Here is a 19832-nt window from a genome sequence, read left to right on the forward strand (position 1 = left end):
ATCTCACCCGCGCAGGAGATACCAGGTCACCAGCCCGGCGACGCCGATCAGCATGGTGAAGGCATAGTGATAGAGATAGCCGGTCTGAAGCCGGACGACGCGATTGGTGACGTCGACCACCCGGGCCGAGATGCCATCCGGGCCCATGCCGTCGATGACGAGGCCATCGCCCTTCTTCCAGAGGAACTTCCCGAGCCACATCGACGGCTTCACGAACAGGAAGTCGTAGATCTCGTCGAAATACCACTTGTTGAGCAGGAAGCGGTAGAGCGCGGGGTTGGCGGCCGCCAGCTTGCCCGGCACGTCCGGCCGCAGCACGTACATGTAGAGCGCCAGCAGGAAGCCGACCAGCATCGCGAAGAAGGGCGACCAGACCACCCATTTCGGCACTTCGTGCATGGCGTGCAGGATATGGTTGTCCTTGCCGGTGAAGATCGCGCCCTTCCAGAAAGCGTCATAGGCGTCGCCGATGAAGGCGCTCTTGAAGGCGAAGCCGGCGGCGATCGCGCCGATCGAGAGCAGGGCGAGCGGGATCAGCATCGAGAGCGGGCTCTCATGCGGGGTATGGGCATGGTCGCCATGGCCGTGATCGTCGTGGCCGTGGGCATGATCGTCATGCTTGCCGTCGACGGCATGCGCGTGATCGTCGTGGCCATGCCCGTCATGACCGTGGCCGGCCCAGCGCGGCTTGCCCTCGAAGGTCATGAAATAGAGCCGCCAGGAGTAGAACGAGGTCATCAGGGCGGCGACGACCAGCAGGACGAAGGCATAGGAGCTGGCGAAGCCGCCATGGCCGACCGAGGCGTAGGCGCTCTCGATGATCGCGTCCTTGGAGAAATAGCCGGCGAAGTAGGGGAAGCCGGTCAGCGCCAGCGTACCGATCGTCATCGCCGCCGCGGTCAGCGGGATGTGCTTCCGCAGGCCGCCCATGAAGCGCATGTCCTGCTCATGATGCATCGCGTGGATGACCGAGCCGGCGCCCAAGAACAGCAGCGCCTTGAAGAAGGCGTGGGTGAAGAGGTGGAAGATGCCGGCCGAATAGGCACCGACGCCGAGCGCGACGAACATGTAGCCGAGCTGCGAGCAGGTCGAATAGGCGATGACGCGCTTGATGTCGTTCTGGACGAGACCGACGGTCGCGGCGAAGAAGGCGGTCGTCGCACCGATCACGACGACGACGGTCAGCGCGACCGGGGCGTATTCGAAGATCGGCGACAGGCGCGCCACCATGAAGACACCGGCGGTGACCATGGTCGCGGCATGGATCAGCGCCGAAACCGGGGTCGGGCCTTCCATCGCGTCCGGCAGCCAGGTGTGCAGCAGGAACTGCGCCGACTTGCCCATCGCGCCCATGAAGAGCAGCAGGCAGGTCAGGGTCAGGGCGTTCCACTCATAGCCGAGGAAGCGGAAGGTCTGCGAGGTCAGTTCGCCCGCCTTCGGGAAGATGGCGTCGAAGGTCACGGCGCCGAACAGCACGAAGACCAGGAAGATGCCGAGCAGGAAGCCGAAATCGCCGACGCGGTTGACGATGAAGGCCTTCATCGCCGCGGCGTTCGCGGAGGGCTTCTGGTACCAGAAGCCGATCAGCAGATAGGAGGCGAGGCCGACGCCTTCCCAGCCGAAGAACATCTGCACGAGGTTGTCGGCCGTCACCAGCATCAGCATGGCGAAGGTGAAGAGCGAGAGATAGGCGAAGAAGCGCGGCCGGTGCGGATCCTCGTGCATGTAGCCGATCGAGTAGAGGTGCACGAGCGAGGAGACGGTGTTGACGACGACCAGCATCACCACGGTCAGCGTGTCGATGCGGAAGGCCCAGTCGACGCGCAGATCGGCCGAGGCGAGCCAGGTCGCGACCTGGATGCGGGTGGTGCCGGAGCCGAAGCCGACCTGGAAGAGCGCGACCCAGGAGAGCAGCGCCGCGACCAGCAGCAGGGCGGTGGTGACGATCTCCGAAGCGCGCGCGCCGATCAGCCGGCCGAAGAGGCCGGCGATCAGGAAGCCGATCAGAGGGAGGAAGACGATCGCGTGATACATGGCAGGATGCGGGCGCTGGTGGGCGCTCAGCCTTTCATCATGTTGATGTCTTCCACCGCGATCGTGCCGCGGTTGCGGAAGTAGACGACGAGAATGGCGAGGCCGATGGCGGCTTCAGCGGCTGCGACCGTCAGCACCAGCAGTGCGAAGATCTGGCCGACGATGTCGCCGAGGAAGCTCGAGAACGCCACGAAGTTGATGTTCACCGCGAGCAGGATGAGCTCGACCGACATCAGGATGACGATGACGTTCTTGCGGTTGATGAAGATGCCGAGCACGCCCAGCGTGAACAGGATCGCGCCAACCGCGAGATAGTGGCCAAGGCCGATCATTACGCGAGCTCCTCGGGAACGCCGGCGCGCGAGGGCACCTTCTTCACGTCCATCGCGGTCGCCTTGGTGCGGGCGTTCTGCGCGACGATGTTCTGGCGCTTGACGCCGGGCCGCTCACGCAGGGTCAGCACGATGGCACCGATCATGGCGACGAGCAGGACGAGCCCCGCCGCCTGGAAATAGTAGATGTACTGGGTGTAGAGCACCTGGCCGATGGCCTCGGTGTTGCTGACATTGCTCGGGATCGCGGCGACGGGGGCACGCACGATCTGCGGGTCGATGGCCCAGGTGCCGACGACGAGCAGCAGTTCGACGGCGAAGATCAGGCCGATCAGCGCGCCGATCGGCAGATATTGCAGGAAGCCCTGGCGGAACTCGGCGAAATCGACGTCGAGCATCATCACCACGAAGAGGAAGAGCACGGCGACGGCGCCGACATAGACGACGACCAGCAGCATCGCCAGGAACTCGGCGCCGAGCAGCAGGAACAGGCCTGCCGCGTTGACGAAGGCGAGGATCAGGAACAGCACCGAATGCACGGGATTGCGCGCCGCCACCACCATCAGCCCGGAGGCGATGGTGATCCCGGAGAACAGATAGAAGAAAGCCGCTGCGGCATTCATCTTCGCCAGCCTTTCCGCCCGTCGGGGCGGCCCTCGTTTTTCGTCGCGCGCCGGGCCCTGCTTGAGTCCCGGTGCAGTTTGGAGCGTCTATAGTCAGGCCTACCCGAAGCGACAACCGCGCGCCGGGCTTTCGTCCTCAGCGATAAGGGGCGTCCATCGCGATGTTGCGCGCGATCTCGCGCTCCCACCGCGCCCCGTTCGCGAGCAGCCGGTCCTTGTCGTAGAACAGCTCCTCGCGCGTCTCGGTCGCGAACTCGAAATTCGGCCCCTCGACGATGGCATCGACCGGGCAAGCCTCCTGGCAGAAGCCGCAATAGATGCACTTGGTCATGTCGATGTCGTAACGCGTCGTGCGCCGCGTGCCGTCATTGCGGCGCGGGCCGGCCTCGATGGTGATGGCCTGGGCCGGGCAGATCGCCTCGCAGAGCTTGCAGGCGATGCAACGCTCCTCGCCGTTCGGATAGCGGCGTAGCGCGTGCTCGCCCCGGAAGCGCGGCGAGAGCTGCCCCTTCTCGAAGGGATAGTTCAGCGTCGCCTTGGGCTTGAAGAAATAGCGCATCGACAAAACGAACGCGCCGACAAACTCCTTGAGGAGCAGTCCCTTGGCGGCTTGCGCGACTGACATCGCCTCTCGTCCTCTTCATCCATTCAGCCGAACAAGGCCCGGCCGATCACGTAACCCAAGACCGGCATGCCGCCGACCATCAGAACCAGCAGGATCGCCTGGAGCAGGCGGATGCGCCGCTCGTAGTCGTCATGCTCGGCCTGCGTCTTCGAAGGATTCGTCCGGCGCAATGCCGCCGTGACGGTACCCCCGATCAGCTTGTATTCGAGCCAGCCCAGGACGAAGCCGATCAGGGCTCCGAGCGGGCCGGCCCAGTTTTCCACTACCGCACCGGGCCCCAGCCGGTGATCTGCAGCACAGCCGCGACCACGACGACCGAAGCGAGTGACAGCGGCAGGAACACCTTCCAACCCAGCCGCATCAGCTGGTCATAGCGGTAGCGCGGCACGAAGGCCTTCACCATCGCGAACATGAAGAAGACCAGGCAGACCTTGAGCGCGAACCAGAACACGCCCGGCAGCCAAGTGAACGGCGCCACCGGGAACGGCGGCAGCCAGCCCCCGAGAAACAGGATCGTGGTCATCGAGCACATGGTCATGATCGCCACGTATTCGCCGAGCATGAACAGCAGATACGGGGTCGAGGCGTATTCGACCATGAAGCCGGCGACGAGTTCCGACTCCGCCTCGGGCAGGTCGAAGGGCGGCCGGTTCGTCTCGGCCAGCGCCGAGATGAAGAAGATCACGAACATCGGGAAGAGCGGCAGCCAGTACCAGCCGAACATGCCGGCGCTGGAGTTCTGCGCCTCGACCACCGCCGAGAGGTTCAGCGAGCCGACGCAGAGCAGCACGGTGATGATCACGAAGCCGATCGAGACCTCGTAGGAGACCATCTGCGCCGCCGAGCGCAGCGCGCCCATGAACGGGTATTTCGAGTTCGAGGCCCAGCCGCCCATGATCACGCCGTAGATGCCGAGCGACGAGATCGCGAGGATGTAGAGCACGCCGACATTGATGTCGGCGATCGCCCAGCCCTCGGCGACCGGGATCACGGCCCAGGCCGCCAGGGCGAGCACGCAGGAGACCAGCGGCGCCAGCAGGAAGACGCCCTTATTGGCGCCGGCCGGGATGATCGGCTCCTTGAAGACGAACTTCAAAAGGTCCGCGAAGCTCTGGAACAGGCCGAAGGGCCCGACGACGTTCGGGCCGCGGCGCAGTTGCACCGCCGCCCAGATCTTGCGGTCGGCGAGCAGGATATAGGCGATGAAGACCAGCAGGCAGACCAGCAGCAGCAGGCTCTTGCCGGCGATGATCGCGAGGTCGAGGACGAGGTCCCAGTTCATCTGAGGCTTACTCCGCCGCCTGCCGGAGCCGGCCGGAGGCCAGCGCCGAACATTCCGCCATCACGGCCGAAGCGCGCGCGATCGGGTTGGTCGAATAGAAATCATGCACGGCCGAGACGAAGCCCGCCTTCTCGGTCGCCCCGCCGATGCCGGCGAGCTGCGAGAGGCCGGCGACATCGCCCGCCGCCACCGCGTCGACCGCCGCGAAGTGCGGGTACGCGGCATAGAGGCCCTGGCGCAGCGCGCCGAGCGAGTCGAAAGGCAGGGCCTTTCCGAGCGCGGCCGAAAGCGCGCGCAGGATCGCCCAGTCTTCCTTAGCGTCGCCCGGCGGGAAGGTGGCGCGAGCCGCCATCTGCACCCGGCCTTCGGTGTTGACGTAAGTGCCGGACTTCTCGGTGTAGGTCGCGCCCGGCAGGATCACGTCGGCGCGGTGCGCGCCCTTGTCGCCATGGCTGCCCTGGTAGATCACGAAGGCGCCGGCCGGCACCTCGATCTCGTCCGCACCGAGCAGATAGAGCACGTCGAGCGCGCCCGCCGCGGTCATGCCGGCGACGTCGAGGCCGCCCTCGCCCGGCACGAAGCCGAGATCGAGAGCACCGACGCGGGCGGCGGCGGTGTGCAGCACGCCGAAACCGTTCCAGCCTTCCTTGACCGCGCCGAGGACCTGCGCCGCCTTGGCGGCGAGCGAGAGCACGGCAGCGCCGTCGGCCCGGGAAAGAGCGCCCTGCCCGACCAGCACCAGCGGCCGCTCGCCGGCGGCCGGAGCGCGCTTGACGAGGTCGGCCAGCGTTTCGGGGCCGGCGCCGAGATGCTCATGCGCATAGGTCAGGTCGACCGGCTCGCCGATGACCGCGACCTTGAAGTCGCCGCGCAGCCAGCGCTTGCGGATGCGCGCATTGATGATCGCGGCTTCCTTGCGCGGATTGGCGCCGATGATCAGCAGCGAGGTCGCATCCTCGATCCCGGCTATGCCGCTGTTCAGGATGTAGCTGGCGCGCCCGAATGCCGGATCGAGCTTCGCGCCGTCCTGGCGGCAGTCGAGATTCTGCGAGCCGAGGCCCGAGATCAGGCTCTTGAGCGCGAACATCTCCTCGACTGCGGCAAGGTCACCCGCGATCGCGCCGATGCGCTCGGGCTTGGCCGCCTTGAGCTTGCTTGCGACCAGGGCCAATGCCTCGGTCCAGCTCGCCGGGCGTAGCGCACCGTTCTCGCGGATATAGGGCCGGTCGAGACGCTGGGTCTTCAGGCCGTCGGCGATATGGCGGGTCTTGTCGGAGATCCACTCCTCGTTCACCGCCTCGTTGATGCGCGGCAGGACGCGCATCACCTCGCGGCCACGGGAATCGACCCGGATCGCCGAGCCGACCGCGTCCATCACGTCGACGGATTCGGTCTTGGTCAGCTCCCAGGGCCGGGCCTTGTTCTGGTAGGGCCGCGAGGTCAGCGCGCCGACCGGGCAGAGGTCGACGACGTTGCCCTGCAGCTCGGAACTCATCGCCTGTTCGAGATAGGTGGTGATCTCCATGTCTTCGCCGCGACCGATCGCGCCGAGATCAGAGGCACCGGCGACCTCGGTGGTGAAGCGGACGCAGCGCGTGCACTGGATGCAGCGCGTCATCGCGGTCTTGACCAGCGGGCCGATATACTTGTCCTCGACGGCGCGCTTGTTCTCGACGAAACGCGAGGAGTCGACGCCATAGGCCATCGCCTGGTCCTGCAGGTCGCACTCGCCGCCCTGGTCGCAGATCGGGCAGTCCAGCGGGTGGTTGATGAGCAGGAACTCCATCACCCCTTCGCGCGCCTTCTTGACCATCGGCGACTTGGTCGAGACGACCGGCGGCTCGCCGTTCGGGCCGGGGCGCAGATCGCGCACGCCGATGGCGCAGGAGGCCTGCGGCTTCGGCGGCCCGCCCTTCACCTCGACCAGGCACATGCGGCAATTGCCGGCGATCGAGAGACGCTCATGGAAGCAGAAGCGCGGCACCTCGGCGCCCGCCGCCTCGCAGGCCTGGAGCACGGTGTACTCCGGGGGAACGTCGACCTCGATGCCGTCGATCAGAAGCTTGGTCATGGTCTCACTCCGCCGCCATGAGCCTGACCGGCTCACCATGCGGGTTGGCGGCATAGTCGTCGATGCGCTGCTCGATCTCGTGGCGGAAATGGTTGATCAGGCCCTGGATCGGCCAGGCGGCAGCATCGCCCAGCGCGCAGATGGTGTGGCCCTCGATCTGCTTGGAAACGTCGAGCAGCATGTCGATCTCGCGCTTCTGCGCCCTGCCCTCAGCCATGCGGCTGACGACGCGCCACATCCAGCCCGTGCCTTCGCGGCACGGCGTGCACTGGCCGCAGCTCTCATGCTTGTAGAAGTAGCTGATGCGGGCAATGGCGCGGATGATGTCGGTGGACTTGTCCATGACGATCACCGCGGCGGTGCCGAGGCCGGACTTCAGCTTGGAGAGCGAGTCGAAATCCATCGGCGTGTCGATGATCTGCTCGGCCGGCACCATGCGCACCGAAGAGCCGCCGGGGATGACCGCCTTGAGGTTGTCCCAGCCGCCGCGGATGCCGCCGCAATGGCGGTCGATCAGCTCGCGGAAGGTCAGGCCCATCGCCTCTTCGACGTTGCAGGGCTTGTTCACGTGCCCGGAGACACAGAACAGCTTGGTGCCGACATTGTTGGGCGTGCCGATCGAGGAGAACCAGCTCGCGCCGCGGCGCAGGATGGTCGGCGCAACCGCGATCGACTCGACGTTGTTGACGGTGGTCGGGCAGCCATAGAGGCCGACATTGGCCGGGAAAGGCGGCTTCAGCCGCGGCATGCCCTTCTTGCCTTCGAGGCTCTCGAGCAGCGCCGTCTCTTCACCGCAGATATAGGCGCCGGCTCCGTGATGCACATAAAGATCAAACGGATAGCCGTGCTTGTTGTTCTTGCCGAGAAGGTTGGCCGCATAGGCCTCGTCGACGGCGCGCTGCAGCGCCTCGCGCTCGCGGATATATTCGCCGCGAAGATAGATGTAGGCGGCGTGCGCGCCCATCGCGAAGGAGGCGATCAGGCAGCCCTCGATCAGCGTATGCGGATCGTTGCGCAGGATCTCGCGATCCTTGCAGGTGCCGGGCTCCGACTCGTCGGCATTGACGACGAGATAATGCGGACGCCCGTCGCTCTGCTTGGGCATGAACGACCATTTCAGGCCGGTCGGGAAGCCGGCGCCGCCGCGCCCGCGAAGGCCGGACTTCTTCATCTCGTCGATGATCCAGTCGCGGCCCTGCTCGAGCAGGAACTTGGTGCCGTCCCAGGCACCGCGCTGCATGGCGCCCTTCAGCGACAGGTCGTGCCGGCCGTAGAGGTTGGTGAAAATGCGGTCGCGATCTGCGAGCATGGTTTTCGCCTCACTTCACCGGCTTGTCGCCGAGCTTGCCGTCCGGCCGCCAGCCGGTCGCAAGCTTCTTGGCCTGGCTGATCCAGTCGTCACGGACCGGCCTGCCCTTGAATCCGGTCAGGCGCGCGTCGACCCAGGCCAGTTCGGCCGGTGTCCAGGCTGCGACCTGATCGTAATGCCAGATGCCCATCTCGTTGAGCATGACCGCCAGCTTCGGCCCGACGCCCCAGATCAGCTCGAGATCGTCGCCCTTGCCGCCGCGGGCCGCGGTCAGCAATTCGGGCTTGGTTTCGGTCGCGGCGGGAGCGGGCCTGTCGGCATCCTTGATCGCCTTGCCGGTCGCGGACGGCGTGTCCTGCGCAGCGCTCGCCGGCTGCCCCGGCTCGGACGGCTTCGGACGGGCGGGCGCGGCGGCCTCGGGGGCCGGCGCGGTCTTGGTGTCGGTCGGGCCGGCCTTGCCGGTCACGGCGGCAGCCTCGGCCTCGGCCTTCGCCTTGGCTTCGGCGGCAGCCTTCTCGCTGGCGATCTTGATCGCAGCCTCTTCGCGCTGCTTGGCGATGCGCTTCTGCCAATCGCCGGCGCCGATCACCGAGCCGTCATAGAGGGAAGCGTCCTTCAGCGTCTCGCCGCCGCCGACCGGCTCCGAGCAGGAACGGTCGATCTGCGGGCCGGGCTTGGTCGGGCGACCATGGCGCAGATCGTCGAGGAGCTTGCGGAAATTCTCGGGCGTCAGATCTTCGTAATAGTCGAAATTGATCTGCGCCATCGGGGCGTTGCAGCAGGCGCCGAGGCATTCGACCTCGAGCCAGGAGAGCTTGCCGTCCGCGGTCACAGTCGATTGCGGGCCGATGACGTCCTCGCAGACCTTCTTCAGCGCCTCGGCGCCGCGCAACGCGCAGGGCGTGGTGCCGCAGAGCTGGACGAAATGCTGGCCCACCGGCTGCAGGCTGAACATGGTGTAGAAGGTCGCGACCTCCAGCACCCGCATCGGCGCCATGCTGAGCTTGTGGGCGACCGCCTCGATCGCAGCACGCGGCAGCCAGCCATCATGCTGTTCCTGAGCCTTCCAGAGCAGCGGAATCACGGCCGAGGCCTGCCGGCCTTCCGGGTATTTGGCGATCTGCTGGTCGGCCCAGTTCTCGTTCGCCGGGGTGAAGGCGAAGGAAGCGGGCTGGACGTGATCGGGCGCAAGACGACGGACGGACATCAGCGGTCCACCTCACCAAAGACGATATCGAGGGAGCCGAGGATCGCGGAGACGTCCGCCAGCATGTGCTTGCGGCACATGAAATCCATGGCCTGGAGATGGGCGAAGCCCGGGGCCTTGATCTTGCAGCGATAGGGCTTGTTGGTGCCGTCGGAGACGAGATAGACGCCGAATTCGCCCTTGGGCGCTTCGACCGCGGCGTAGACCTCGCCCTCGGGCACCTTGTAGCCCTCGGTGTAGAGCTTGAAATGGTGGATCAGCGCTTCCATCGAGCGCTTCATCTCGCCACGCTTCGGCGGCACCATCTTGCCGTCGAGCGAGGAGACCGGCCCGCCGCCATCGGCTGCCAGCAACTTCTCGCAACACTGCTTCATGATGCGGACCGACTGGCGCATCTCTTCCATGCGGATGCAGTAGCGGTCGTAGCAGTCGCCGTTCTTGCCGACGGGGATGTCGAATTCCATCTCCTCGTAGCACTCATAGGGCTGGCTCTTGCGCAGGTCCCAGGCGGCACCGGAGCCGCGCACCATCACGCCCGAGAAACCCCATTTCCAGCAGGTCTCGAGATCGACCACGCCGATATCGACATTGCGCTGCTTGAAGATGCGGTTGTCGGTCAGCAGCCCTTCCAGATCGTCGCAGACCTTGAGGAACGGATCGCACCATTCGGCGATGTCGTGGATCAGCGAGGGCGGCAGGTCCTGGTGGACGCCGCCGGGCCGGACATAGGCCGCGTGCATGCGCGCGCCGCAGGCCCGCTCGTAGAAGATCATCAGCTTCTCGCGCTCCTCGAAGCCCCAGAGCGGCGGCGTCAGCGCGCCGACGTCCATGGCCTGCGTGGTGACGTTGAGGATATGCGAGAGGATGCGGCCGATCTCGGAATAGAGCACGCGGATGAGCTGGCCGCGGCGCGGCACGGTCACGCCCATCAGCTTCTCGACCGCGAGCGAATAGGCATGCTCCTGGTTCATCGGCGCGACATAGTCGAGCCGGTCGAAATAGGGCAGCGCCTGGAGATAGGTCTTGGCCTCGATCAGCTTCTCGGTGCCGCGATGCAGCAGGCCGATATGCGGGTCGACACGCTCGACGATCTCGCCGTCGAGTTCCAGCACCAGGCGCAGCACGCCGTGCGCCGCCGGATGCTGCGGGCCGAAATTGATCGAGAAGTTGCGGATGTTGTGCTCGCTCATGTCCGGGCGTCCTGCTCAGCCTGGAACCGCGCCATCACCTCGGCACCCGTCAGGCGGGGGCGCTCGCCGGCAAAGGCATAAAGGCCTGGCTTCTCGTCGATGAAGATCTCTTCGAGGAAGGTGAAAGGCGTCAGGTCGTCGAAGCTCTGCAGCGAGACCGCGACATGCCCCTCGCCACTGCGCAGCCGCCAGAACAGGCTCGATCCGCAGACCGAGCAGAACTGGCGCTCGCCCCAGTCGGAGGAGGGATAGCGGCCGAGACGGCTGTCGCCCTCGATCGTCACCTCGCCGCAGGGCACGGCCATGAACACGCCGCCGCTCCAGCGCCGGCACATGCCGCAATGGCAGACATCCATTTCAGGCTTGGCCGGTACGGCGCGGAAACGGATCGCGCCGCACAGACAGCCTCCCGATACGGGCGCGCTTTCAGCCATCGTCAGGCCCCCTTCGCCTTCTCGTCGCCGGGCAGGACATAGTCCGTGCCTTCCCAGGGCGAGAGGAAGTCGAAGTTGCGGAACTCCTGGTTCAGCTTCACCGGCTCGTAGACGACGCGCTTCTGCTCGTCGTCATAGCGGACCTCGACGAAGCCGGTCAGCGGGAAGTCCTTGCGCAGCGGATAGCCCTCGAAGCCGTAATCGGTGAGGATGCGGCGCAGGTCAGGATGGCCCGAGAACAGGATGCCGTAGAAATCATAGGCCTCGCGCTCATACCAGTTCGCGGCCGGGAAGACCTCGATCACGGAGGGGACCGGAGTCGCCTCGTCGGTGCGGACCTTGACGCGGACGCGGCGGTTATGCCGCGGCGAAAGCAGGTGGTAGACGACCTCGAAGCGCTGCTCGCGCCCGGGATAGTCGGCACCGGCGATGTCGGTGAAATTGACGAAGCGGAAGCGCGGATCGTCATAGAGCGTGCGCAGCACCTGGACGATGGCGCCGGTCTCGGCCTCGACGGTGAGCTCATCGAAAGCGACGAGCGCGTTCGTGACCGCGCCGGGCAGCGCCGCCTTGATCTCTTCGCCCAATGTCACGAGCGCTTCGCTCATCATCTCACCATCAGGTCATTCCGGGCGCGCGCCGCAGGCGCGATCCCGGAATCCGTGAACACAGTCAGAGCCATTCTCCGGAACACCTGTGCTCATGGGTTCCGGGCTCCTCGCTACGCTCGCCCCCGGAAAGACGCCGGGGCCGAAATTCCTTACCGCTCGATCGTGCCCGTGCGGCGAATCTTCTTCTGCAGCAACAGCACGCCGTAGAGCAGGGCTTCAGCCGTCGGCGGGCAACCCGGCACATAGATGTCGATCGGCACGATGCGGTCGCAGCCGCGCACCACCGAATAGCTGTAGTGGTAGTAGCCGCCGCCATTGGCGCAGGAGCCCATCGAGATGACGTAGCGCGGCTCCGGCATCTGGTCGTAGACCTTGCGCAAAGCCGGAGCCATCTTGTTGGTCAGCGTGCCCGCTACGATCATCACGTCGGACTGGCGCGGCGAGGCGCGCGGCGCGAAGCCGAAGCGCTCGACGTCGTAGCGCGGCATCGAGAGCTGCATCATCTCGACCGCGCAGCAGGCGAGACCGAAGGTCATCCACATCAGCGAGCCGGTGCGCGACCAGTTGATCAGGTCGTCGGTGGCGGTGACGAGGAAGCCCTTGTCGGCGAGCTCGTTGTTGATCTCGACGAAGAAGGGATCGCGCGAGCCGACGGGCTTGCCGTCGGGGCCGAGAAGGCCCTTGGGCGCGGGTGCGACGAGCGGATCGCCGCGATCGATCGCAGTCATGGCCATTAGTTCGACCTTCCGGGTTTCGACGAATCCAACAATGCCGACGGCACGGAGGCAGGCTCACGCGACACTTTGATCAATCCCACTCGAGGGCGCCCTTGCGCCACTCATAGATGAATCCGACGGTCAGCACGCCGAGGAAAATCATCATCGACCAGAAGCCGAACCAGCCGAGCCCGCCGAAGGCGACGGCCCAGGGGAACAGGAAGGCGACCTCGAGGTCGAAGATGATGAAGAGGATGGCGACGAGATAGAAGCGCACGTCGAACTTCATGCGCGCATCGTCGAAGGCGTTGAAGCCGCACTCATAGGCCGAGAGCTTTTCGGCATCCGGCTTGGAATAGGCGACTGCGAAGGGCGCGATCAGCAAAGCCAGGCCGATCACCAGCGACAGGCCGATGAAGATGGCCAGCGGCAGATAGTCGGACAGCAGGGACTGCACAGGAAGAGCTTGCATGTGACACCCCGCAAAAGCCGGCGCGCCGGCTGCGCACCCCAATCTCGCCAGTCGATTAGCCCCTGCTTTAGAATCACGCAAGGGTTTGCCGCGTCGCACAAAGCGGGCAGCGCCATGCCCGCCCCGCATGCACCAGCGTCATCACGACAGGAGCGGGAAAACCGCGCGGTTCGGCCGGATTTTTGCCCCTCCCCCGCGCAAACGCAAGCGGGCGGTTGTCGCGGCGCATCCGGTCATGGCAGATCGGCCCTAACGTCAGCGTTCCGGAGATTCCCGACGATTCGCGCGGCGCACAGCCAAAGGCAACGCAAGAGGCGGTTTTTCAGCGATGTTCAGGCCATCCGCGCAAGTTGAACCCGCCACGACATCAGCCTCGGGAATGGCGGAAACGGCATGTCGCGGCTGAGCGGCGGCGCGGGCGCGCTGGCCTTCTGCCTCATCCTCATGGCGGCACCCGCGGCGGCACAGACCGTCCGCATGCAATTGCCGCCGGAGCGTCCGTTCGACCTCGACCTGAAGCCGGGCCCGGTCGAACCCGTGGTCGTGGTTCCCGCCCCGCCGGCACCGGCCGAAGCACCGGTCCCAACGGCCGCCGCGCCGGGCCCTACCTTGGCGCAGCCCGACGACGACGAAGGGCCGGAATGGCCGCAGCGCACGCCGGGGCAGTCCGAGCAGGAGCCGGCCTTCGACCCCGAGGAGAAGCCGGAGCAGCCGGGCATCTCGACGGATCCGGGAACCTCGATCGTCTGCCTGCCGCCGGTCCTGAAGAAGATCCTCGGCAAGATCGCCGACAAATACGGGGCGGTGAAAGTGACCTCGACCTGGCGGCCGCCCTGGCGAGCCCGGCGCGGCTCCTTCCACAAGCGTTGCGAGGCCATGGATTTCCGCGTGCCGGGCGTGAGGCCGCGCGCCGTTCTGGATTTCGCCAGAAACCTGCCGGAGGTCGGCGGAAACAAGGTCTACTGGAACGGGTTGATCCATATCGACACGGGACCGCGGCGGCCCTGGTGACGCCCCGGCGATCCCGTGCGCGATGGGCTGGCGGCTGCCGTGGCCCATGTTACAGCTTGCAATGACATCGCGACCGGGGACTGCAGGGCATGACGGCATCGGGTAAAGCCAGCGGCATTCCGGCCCGGCTGGTCATCCTGTCCCTGATCGCGGTGATCGTGGTCCCCGGCCTGCTGTTCGCCGGACTGCTGCTGCAGCGCTTCGCCGGGTCGGAGAACGAACGCTACCGGCAGGAGGCCCGCGAAGTCGCCAGCGCCGCCGCCTCGATCCTCGACCGCTATCTCGGCGGCTGGCAAACCACGCTGCAGACGCTCGCGACCTCCGAGAACCTGCGCTCGCGCAATTTCGAGGCGTTCTATCGGCAGGCGACTCTGGTCAAGCATTTCGTCGGGGCCGAGATCGGGTTGCGCAGCCTCGACGGCACGCAGATCGTCAATACGCGCTTCCCGTTCGGCACCAAGCTGCCCAACTATCAGTTCGACGTCGACAGCGACGCGATCTCCCTGCGCAAGCCGGTCGTCTCCAATGTCTTCGTCGGCGCCATGACCGGCGAAACGCTGATCACGATGATCATCCCGCTGGAATTCGACGGCCGGCCGGAATTCCTGCTGCATATCAGTGGCAACACCGAGCGGCTCAACGATGTGCTGAGACCGGTCGTCCCCGCGGACTGGCTCGTCGCCGTCGGCGACCGGCGCGGGCAATACGTCACACGCTCGCAGGACCATGCCGCCTATAGCGGCAAGGCAGGCGTGCCGGCCTTCCTTGCCAAGGCGACTGGCCAGAGCGGCAATTTCGAGGGACAGAGCGCGAAGGGCGAACCTGTGCTGGTCGGCTATGTCCGCTCCGACCTCGCCGACTGGCTGATCGCCGCCAGCATCCGGCAGAGCCTGATCCGGCAACCGCTCAACACGGCCCTGCAATCGCTGATAGCCTTCGGGCTGGCGGCGCTGCTCGTCTCCTCGCTCGTGGCGCTCTGGCTATGGCGCCTCATCGGCAAGCCGCTGGCGACCCTGACCGCGGCGAGCGCACGGCTCGGCCGGTTGGACGGCCCCATCACGGCGCCAACGCGCTTGCGCGAATTTGCCGCCCTGCGTGATGCCATGTCGGATGCTTCCGAACAGATCCGTTCCGACAGCGCAGCGCTGGAGCAGCGGGTCACGGCCCGCACGCGCGAGCTGGAGGAGAGCAATGCCCGGCTCGCCGCCGAGATCGAGCAGCGCGCCCGCGTCGAAACCATGCTGGTGCAGGCGCAGAAGATGGAGGCGATCGGCAATCTGACCGGCGGCGTCGCGCACGACTTCAACAACCTGCTGCAGGTCGTCGGCGGCAATCTCCAGCTCCTCGCGCGCGAAATGCCGGGCAACGACAAGGCGCAGGCCCGGATCGAGAAGGCGATGGCCGGCGTCGCGCGCGGCTCGCATCTCGCCGCGCAGCTGCTCGCCTTCGGGCGACGCCAGCCGCTGGAGCCGAAGGTCGTCAATGTCGGGCGCCTGATCCGCGGCATGGACGACCTGCTGCGGCGCACGCTCGGCGAAGCCGTGGAGATCGAGACGGTGATCGCCGGCGGACTGTGGAACACGCTCGTCGACCCCGCCAATCTCGAAAACGCGATCCTCAACCTGGCGATCAATTCGCGCGACGCCATGGGCGGGCGCGGCCGGCTGACGGTGGAGGCCGGCAACGCCTTTCTCGACGACACCTATGCCGCCGCGCATGCCGACGTCGAGGCCGGCCAATATGTCCAGATCGCGGTCAGCGATACCGGCACCGGCATGAGTCGCGAGGTGATCGCGCAGGTCTTCGAGCCGTTCTTCTCGACCAAGCCCGAGGGCAAGGGCACCGGTCTCGGCCTCTCCATGGTCTACGGCTTCGTCAAGCAGTCGGGCGGACATGTGAAGGTCTACAGCGAGCCCGGACAAGGCACGACGATGCGGCTCTATCTGCCGCGTTCGTCCGAGGCGGAAGACATCCCCGTCGAGGTCGATACCGGCCCTGTGGTCGGCGGCAGCGAGACCATCCTCGTCGTCGAGGACGACGACGCGGTGCGCGATACGGTCATAGGACTGCTCGAAGGCCTCGGCTACCGCGTGCTAAAGGCGCCGGACGCCCAGAGCGCGCTCGCCGTCGTGGAGAGCGGCGTCGCGATCGACCTGCTCTTCACCGACGTCGTCATGCCCGGCCCGCTGAAGAGCGCCGAACTCGCGCGCAAGGCCAAGGAAAAGCTGCCCCAGCTCAGCGTGCTGTTCACGTCCGGCTATACCGAGAACTCGATCGTGCATGGCGGTCGCCTCGATGCGGGCGTCAACCTGCTGTCGAAGCCTTATGCCCGCGATGCCCTGGCCCGGAAGGTGCGGCAGGTGCTGGCGCGCGACGGCAAGATGCCCAAGCCTGCAGCGGAGCAACCGGAAGCGCAGGCCGCCCCTGCCCCGGAGCGGACGATCTATACGGTGCTGGTCTGCGAGGACGAGACGCTGATCCGGCTCGATACGGTCGACCTGCTGCAGGAGCTCGGTCACATCGCCGTCGAGGCCGAGAACGGCATGCAGGCGCTGGCGCTGCTCGCCAACCGCCCCATCGACATCCTGATGACCGATATCGGCCTGCCCGATCTGCGGGGCGACGAGCTGGCGCGCCGGGCGCGGCAGATGCGCCCGGAGCAGCCGATCGTCTTCGTCACGGGGCACAGCGAGGTGGCGGGCTTCGAAGGCGCGCCGCGCACCGTGCTGCTCAAGAAACCCTATGCCTTCGAAGCCCTGGAGCGGGCGATCGCGGCCGTGATGGCGAAGGAGACGGCGGACAGCTGATCCGCTGGTCGCTAAGCCCGGCATGGCCGACCCGGCCGGCGCGAAATGGCGCGTTCTCGCAGCCGCCGATCGTCACGGGGCGAGCAGGCAGCGCAATGGCCTGCATGACGCGCCGAGGCAGGAACGAAGATGTCAGGGATTTGCGTGGTGGGCGGTGCCCTGGCAACCACGACAAGGTGCCGCGCGAGGGCTTTTGGCGCGTGCCCCGCGAAGGCGTCTATGTCGGGTCAATCGTCTGCGACAGCACGAGGCCGGAACCTGTCTGGGGCTGGTCGATCACGGTTCAAGACCCAGCGCCGGGAAGCGCGAGGATCGGGATGGCTGGCACCCGCGAAGCCGCCCTGCGCGACTTCCGCTCGGCCTGGGACCGCTATCGCGGGTGGCATGGCGAGGCACGCAACGAGAGGCGAACACCAGCCCGATTCGGAGCCCGCATCGAACTACCCGCCTGCCGACCCGCCGCTCGCCTATTCCCATCGCGCAGGCCTGACGCCGCCAAAGCTCAGCGTCATGCCTGATGGCGTTGCCGGCTCGACCAATCGGGAGGAACGCGTGATCAAGCGAGACGAAGCTGCCGACGGAGATCGCACGGCTCAGGTCGGTGAAGCGCTGATCAGCCGTCCGTAAAGGCTCGCTTGCCGAACCAAAGCCCAAGGAAGGAGAAGAGCCCGAGAGCCGCCCCCGCCTCGACAGCGCCCATGGCGAAACTGCCGAAGACCGCAACCGCGACGCTGAAAAGTGCGATTGCCATGATCTGTCTCCCCAGCTCTCAGATTGAAGAGAACCAGGCACCGATTCATCCCCCCGGATCGGGGGCTTGGCTATCGCGAATGTCCCCTAGACTGTCGGCATGGACTGAGCGCCCCGTGAATTGTACCGCGCTCCACTCAACGTCTGCATGGACCCACGGGCGTGGCCAATGTGCAGGACCTTATCGGTTGACGAGGAGCTGGCGTGGTGGAGGTCCTGACGGGAAGGTCGGCAAGAATCCCGGCAAGAATGCCAGTCCGTCTTTTGATCCAGATGACGGCTTTTCTTGGTTTCAGCCTGACGGCGCACGCTGGGAATGCCGTCGATGTCAGGAGGATCAACACGGTCTGCATCGAGACCATCCTTAAAAGCTGCAAGGTGCTGACCGCCGGCTTCATCAACAAGGACGGTGGTGCCAGCGAGGGCGCGCCGATGCTGGCCTGGCAGACCCAAACCGGCTTCACCCCGGAGGACGGCGTGCTCGGCGGCTTCGTGCTGTTGCAGAGCGAGGCCGGCACATGGAGACGGCGCGATTCCGGCTTTGACGGCTGGCGCTTCTTTCCGCCGCGCGTCAATGAGGACGGCTTGCTGCACGTTCCCGGCTATACTGGGGGGACCGGAGCCTACAATGCTGACAGGCTCTACCGCTGGGACGGAACCGCCTGGCGCGCCGTCGACATGAAGAGCTGGCGCGCGACCATAGCCGAACACGTGCCGAGCGGTCTCCAAATCTGGAAGGGGGTCCAGTACGAATTCCGCGATCCCTGGTCGGGTCTTGTAGCACGTACCGCACTGTGGCGAAGCGATGACGCCAATTGTTGCCCTACGGGCGGTCAAGCCGAGATCGTCTTCGCCATCACCGATGATCGGCTTGTCGTTACCGAGGTGCGCCATACGGCGCCCAGGCCATGACGGCTGTAAGGTGCCTGTAAGCGCAGGGCGGTCAAATGCCTCTCACCAGGCCGGACGAAGCAGTCGCCGGCCGGCAGTGAGAGGAAACCGAGCATGACCGCCACCAACGCCTTCGACACCGCCCGCGACACCTCCATCACCCTGACCGATGACGAGCTCGACACCGTGGCCGGCGCCGGCCTCGGCCAGAAGATCCTGGGCATCGCCCTCACCACGGGCGGCGTCCTGACCACCGCGACGGGCGTCGTCACCCGCCAGTGGGGTCTCGCCAGCCGCGGCTGCAACATGCTGGTGGACGGCATCGGCCATCTCGAGGCCGCCTGAGCAGAGAAAGCAAAAGATCGGGTTGTTTGGGCTCCGGCCCCCTCCCGGGCAGAAGATGACGGGACAGAGGCTTTCCGGGCAGGCTCCATCGGTTCAACCGGTCAGGGAGCCTGCCATGGAGCTGTTCGTCGGTCTTGATGTGTCTGTTCGCACCACCAGCATCTGCGCGATGGACACCGATGGTAGGCTGATCCGGGAGAGCAGGATCGAGACCGAGCCGGAGGCGATCGCCGATCTGGGGCACATCCGGGGCGCAAAGAGCACTTCGGTTGCTTCAGCGTAGCCGTCGCATCCAAGAAAAATGAAAGGGATCAATATGATAGGGTATGGTGGGCGGTGACGGGCTCGAACCGCCGACCCTCTCGGTGTAAACGAGATGCTCTACCAACTGAGCTAACCGCCCGCAGCAGCCGTTTAATGCCTCGCCTTCCAGCCTTCAAGCCTTAGCTTGTGGGCAAGTGCCAAGCCGGGCCCACCCCGCGACGATCTGATGATTCCGAGATTCGCCGGCGACATGCGGTATCCATCCGATACAGGCCGGCCCATGACGGTGTCGGTTCCCTGCAGGCCTGCGAAATCCGGCGTTGCGGGAGGCGTGTATCGAGCCTTGCGAGGCGATTTCCACCGCCAATCAGCGAACCGACAATTTGATGACAGCTCGTGCTTGACACTTCGCGCCCGGCGCCATAATCCCAACCGCGCTGGGGCCGAGGCCATCAGCCGCCCGCGCGGGCGTAGCTCAGTTGGTTAGAGTGCCGGCCTGTCACGCCGGAGGTCGCGGGTTCGAGCCCCGTCGCCCGCGCCATATTTTCAGTACATCTTCAGCCGCCTGACAGCGCAAGCTGAAGTAAAGACCCCGCTGGAGGCCAGTGCCTTCAGCCGCCCGCGCGGGCGTAGCTCAGTTGGTTAGAGTGCCGGCCTGTCACGCCGGAGGTCGCGGGTTCGAGCCCCGTCGCCCGCGCCATTTCCCTCCCCTTCGACAATCCCATCGTATCCCCCGATCGGCGCGCCGAGCCTTCTGCCAGCATGGCGAGCGGCCGTCCACGACTACCGCGACGCGGCGGCGATCTGCTCCCGCCAGCCTGTGCCCTTGAGCCACCCTGCCCCAGCAACAAAAAAGGC

20 protein-coding genes and 3 tRNA genes are annotated in these 19832 nt (G+C 66.0%); 7 read left to right on the plus strand and 16 right to left on the minus strand.

All coding sequences use genetic code 11. The features are described 5' to 3' along the window. Window positions 1-3 precede the first annotated feature (3 nt). From nuoL to AC3RCC_RS16895, 14 genes are all read right to left on the minus strand, one after another. Window positions 4-2034 (minus strand): NADH-quinone oxidoreductase subunit L, encoded by a 2031-nt coding sequence (gene nuoL / locus AC3RCC_RS16830; RefSeq protein WP_492255987.1) that lies wholly within the window; start codon window positions 2032-2034, stop codon window positions 4-6. Window positions 2035-2060: 26 nt separating this feature from the next. Beyond that, complete coding sequence (gene nuoK, locus AC3RCC_RS16835) at window positions 2061-2366, minus strand: NADH-quinone oxidoreductase subunit NuoK (RefSeq protein WP_066475432.1); 306 nt, start codon at window positions 2364-2366, stop codon at window positions 2061-2063. Next, window positions 2366-2989, minus strand: coding sequence for an NADH-quinone oxidoreductase subunit J (locus AC3RCC_RS16840; RefSeq protein WP_291639550.1), 624 nt, complete (start codon window positions 2987-2989; stop codon window positions 2366-2368). Before AC3RCC_RS16840 ends, nuoK begins: the two co-directional genes overlap by 1 nt. Window positions 2990-3125: 136 nt before the next feature. Continuing rightward, window positions 3126-3614, minus strand: coding sequence for an NADH-quinone oxidoreductase subunit NuoI (gene nuoI / locus AC3RCC_RS16845; protein ID WP_291639552.1), 489 nt, complete (start codon window positions 3612-3614; stop codon window positions 3126-3128). 23 nt (window positions 3615-3637) lie between these two features. Beyond that, window positions 3638-3877, minus strand: a complete 240-nt coding sequence (locus AC3RCC_RS16850; RefSeq protein ID WP_291639554.1) for a hypothetical protein — start codon at window positions 3875-3877, stop codon at window positions 3638-3640. Beyond that, entirely contained in the window at window positions 3877-4896 is a 1020-nt protein-coding gene (nuoH, locus tag AC3RCC_RS16855) for an NADH-quinone oxidoreductase subunit NuoH (protein WP_066475422.1), read from the minus strand. Before nuoH ends, AC3RCC_RS16850 begins: the two co-directional genes overlap by 1 nt. 7 nt (window positions 4897-4903) lie before the next feature. After that, window positions 4904-6967, minus strand: coding sequence for an NADH-quinone oxidoreductase subunit NuoG (nuoG, locus tag AC3RCC_RS16860; RefSeq protein ID WP_492255988.1), 2064 nt, complete (start codon window positions 6965-6967; stop codon window positions 4904-4906). A 4-nt stretch (window positions 6968-6971) separates the two neighbouring features. Next, window positions 6972-8276, minus strand: coding sequence for an NADH-quinone oxidoreductase subunit NuoF (nuoF, locus tag AC3RCC_RS16865; RefSeq protein WP_291639559.1), 1305 nt, complete (start codon window positions 8274-8276; stop codon window positions 6972-6974). A gap of 10 nt (window positions 8277-8286) precedes the next feature. Then, window positions 8287-9483: an NADH-quinone oxidoreductase subunit NuoE gene (nuoE, locus tag AC3RCC_RS16870; RefSeq protein ID WP_492255989.1), complete on the minus strand. Its 1197-nt coding sequence runs from the start codon at window positions 9481-9483 to the stop codon at window positions 8287-8289. Beyond that, window positions 9483-10673, minus strand: a complete 1191-nt coding sequence (locus AC3RCC_RS16875; RefSeq protein ID WP_066475416.1) for an NADH-quinone oxidoreductase subunit D — start codon at window positions 10671-10673, stop codon at window positions 9483-9485. Before AC3RCC_RS16875 ends, nuoE begins: the two co-directional genes overlap by 1 nt. Continuing rightward, window positions 10670-11107, minus strand: coding sequence for a GFA family protein (locus tag AC3RCC_RS16880; RefSeq protein ID WP_492255990.1), 438 nt, complete (start codon window positions 11105-11107; stop codon window positions 10670-10672). Before AC3RCC_RS16880 ends, AC3RCC_RS16875 begins: the two co-directional genes overlap by 4 nt. A gap of 2 nt (window positions 11108-11109) precedes the next feature. Continuing rightward, window positions 11110-11715, minus strand: a complete 606-nt coding sequence (locus tag AC3RCC_RS16885; protein ID WP_492255991.1) for an NADH-quinone oxidoreductase subunit C — start codon at window positions 11713-11715, stop codon at window positions 11110-11112. Window positions 11716-11867: 152 nt separating this feature from the next. Beyond that, window positions 11868-12446, minus strand: coding sequence for a NuoB/complex I 20 kDa subunit family protein (locus tag AC3RCC_RS16890; RefSeq protein WP_157089718.1), 579 nt, complete (start codon window positions 12444-12446; stop codon window positions 11868-11870). A gap of 79 nt (window positions 12447-12525) precedes the next feature. Beyond that, window positions 12526-12891: an NADH-quinone oxidoreductase subunit A gene (locus tag AC3RCC_RS16895; RefSeq protein WP_291639623.1), complete on the minus strand. Its 366-nt coding sequence runs from the start codon at window positions 12889-12891 to the stop codon at window positions 12526-12528. A 408-nt stretch (window positions 12892-13299) separates the two neighbouring features. Between AC3RCC_RS16895 and AC3RCC_RS16900 the strand changes: the two genes are divergently transcribed. Next, window positions 13300-13917, plus strand: a complete 618-nt coding sequence (locus tag AC3RCC_RS16900; RefSeq protein WP_291639570.1) for a YcbK family protein — start codon at window positions 13300-13302, stop codon at window positions 13915-13917. Between the two features lie 89 nt (window positions 13918-14006). Beyond that, a complete protein-coding gene (locus AC3RCC_RS16905) occupies window positions 14007-16724 on the plus strand; it encodes a response regulator (RefSeq protein WP_492255992.1) in 2718 nt (905 codons plus the stop codon). A gap of 613 nt (window positions 16725-17337) precedes the next feature. Here AC3RCC_RS16905 and AC3RCC_RS16910 read toward each other — a convergent pair. Further along, window positions 17338-17475: a hypothetical protein gene (locus AC3RCC_RS16910; protein WP_291639574.1), complete on the minus strand. Its 138-nt coding sequence runs from the start codon at window positions 17473-17475 to the stop codon at window positions 17338-17340. A gap of 203 nt (window positions 17476-17678) precedes the next feature. On the opposite strand from AC3RCC_RS16910, the gene AC3RCC_RS16915 reads away from it, so the two are divergent. From AC3RCC_RS16915 to AC3RCC_RS16925, 3 genes are all read left to right on the plus strand, one after another. After that, on the plus strand, window positions 17679-18386 hold the full coding sequence (locus AC3RCC_RS16915) for a hypothetical protein (protein ID WP_492255993.1): 708 nt from the start codon (window positions 17679-17681) through the stop codon (window positions 18384-18386). Between the two features lie 93 nt (window positions 18387-18479). Further along, complete coding sequence (locus tag AC3RCC_RS16920; protein WP_492255994.1) at window positions 18480-18710, plus strand: hypothetical protein; 231 nt, start codon at window positions 18480-18482, stop codon at window positions 18708-18710. A gap of 115 nt (window positions 18711-18825) precedes the next feature. Then, window positions 18826-18993, plus strand: coding sequence for a hypothetical protein (locus tag AC3RCC_RS16925; protein WP_492255995.1), 168 nt, complete (start codon window positions 18826-18828; stop codon window positions 18991-18993). Between the two features lie 44 nt (window positions 18994-19037). Here AC3RCC_RS16925 and AC3RCC_RS16930 read toward each other — a convergent pair. Next, window positions 19038-19113 (minus strand) — tRNA-Val (locus AC3RCC_RS16930). A 325-nt stretch (window positions 19114-19438) separates the two neighbouring features. On the opposite strand from AC3RCC_RS16930, the gene AC3RCC_RS16935 reads away from it, so the two are divergent. Together AC3RCC_RS16935 and AC3RCC_RS16940 are read left to right on the plus strand one after the other, a co-directional pair. Next, window positions 19439-19515: transfer RNA gene (locus tag AC3RCC_RS16935), tRNA-Asp, on the plus strand. Between the two features lie 82 nt (window positions 19516-19597). Beyond that, a tRNA-Asp gene (locus AC3RCC_RS16940) sits at window positions 19598-19674 on the plus strand. The last annotated feature ends 158 nt before the right edge of the window (window positions 19675-19832 follow it).

It is taken from the genome of Allobosea sp. GW823-FHT01F03 (assembly GCF_058798075.1).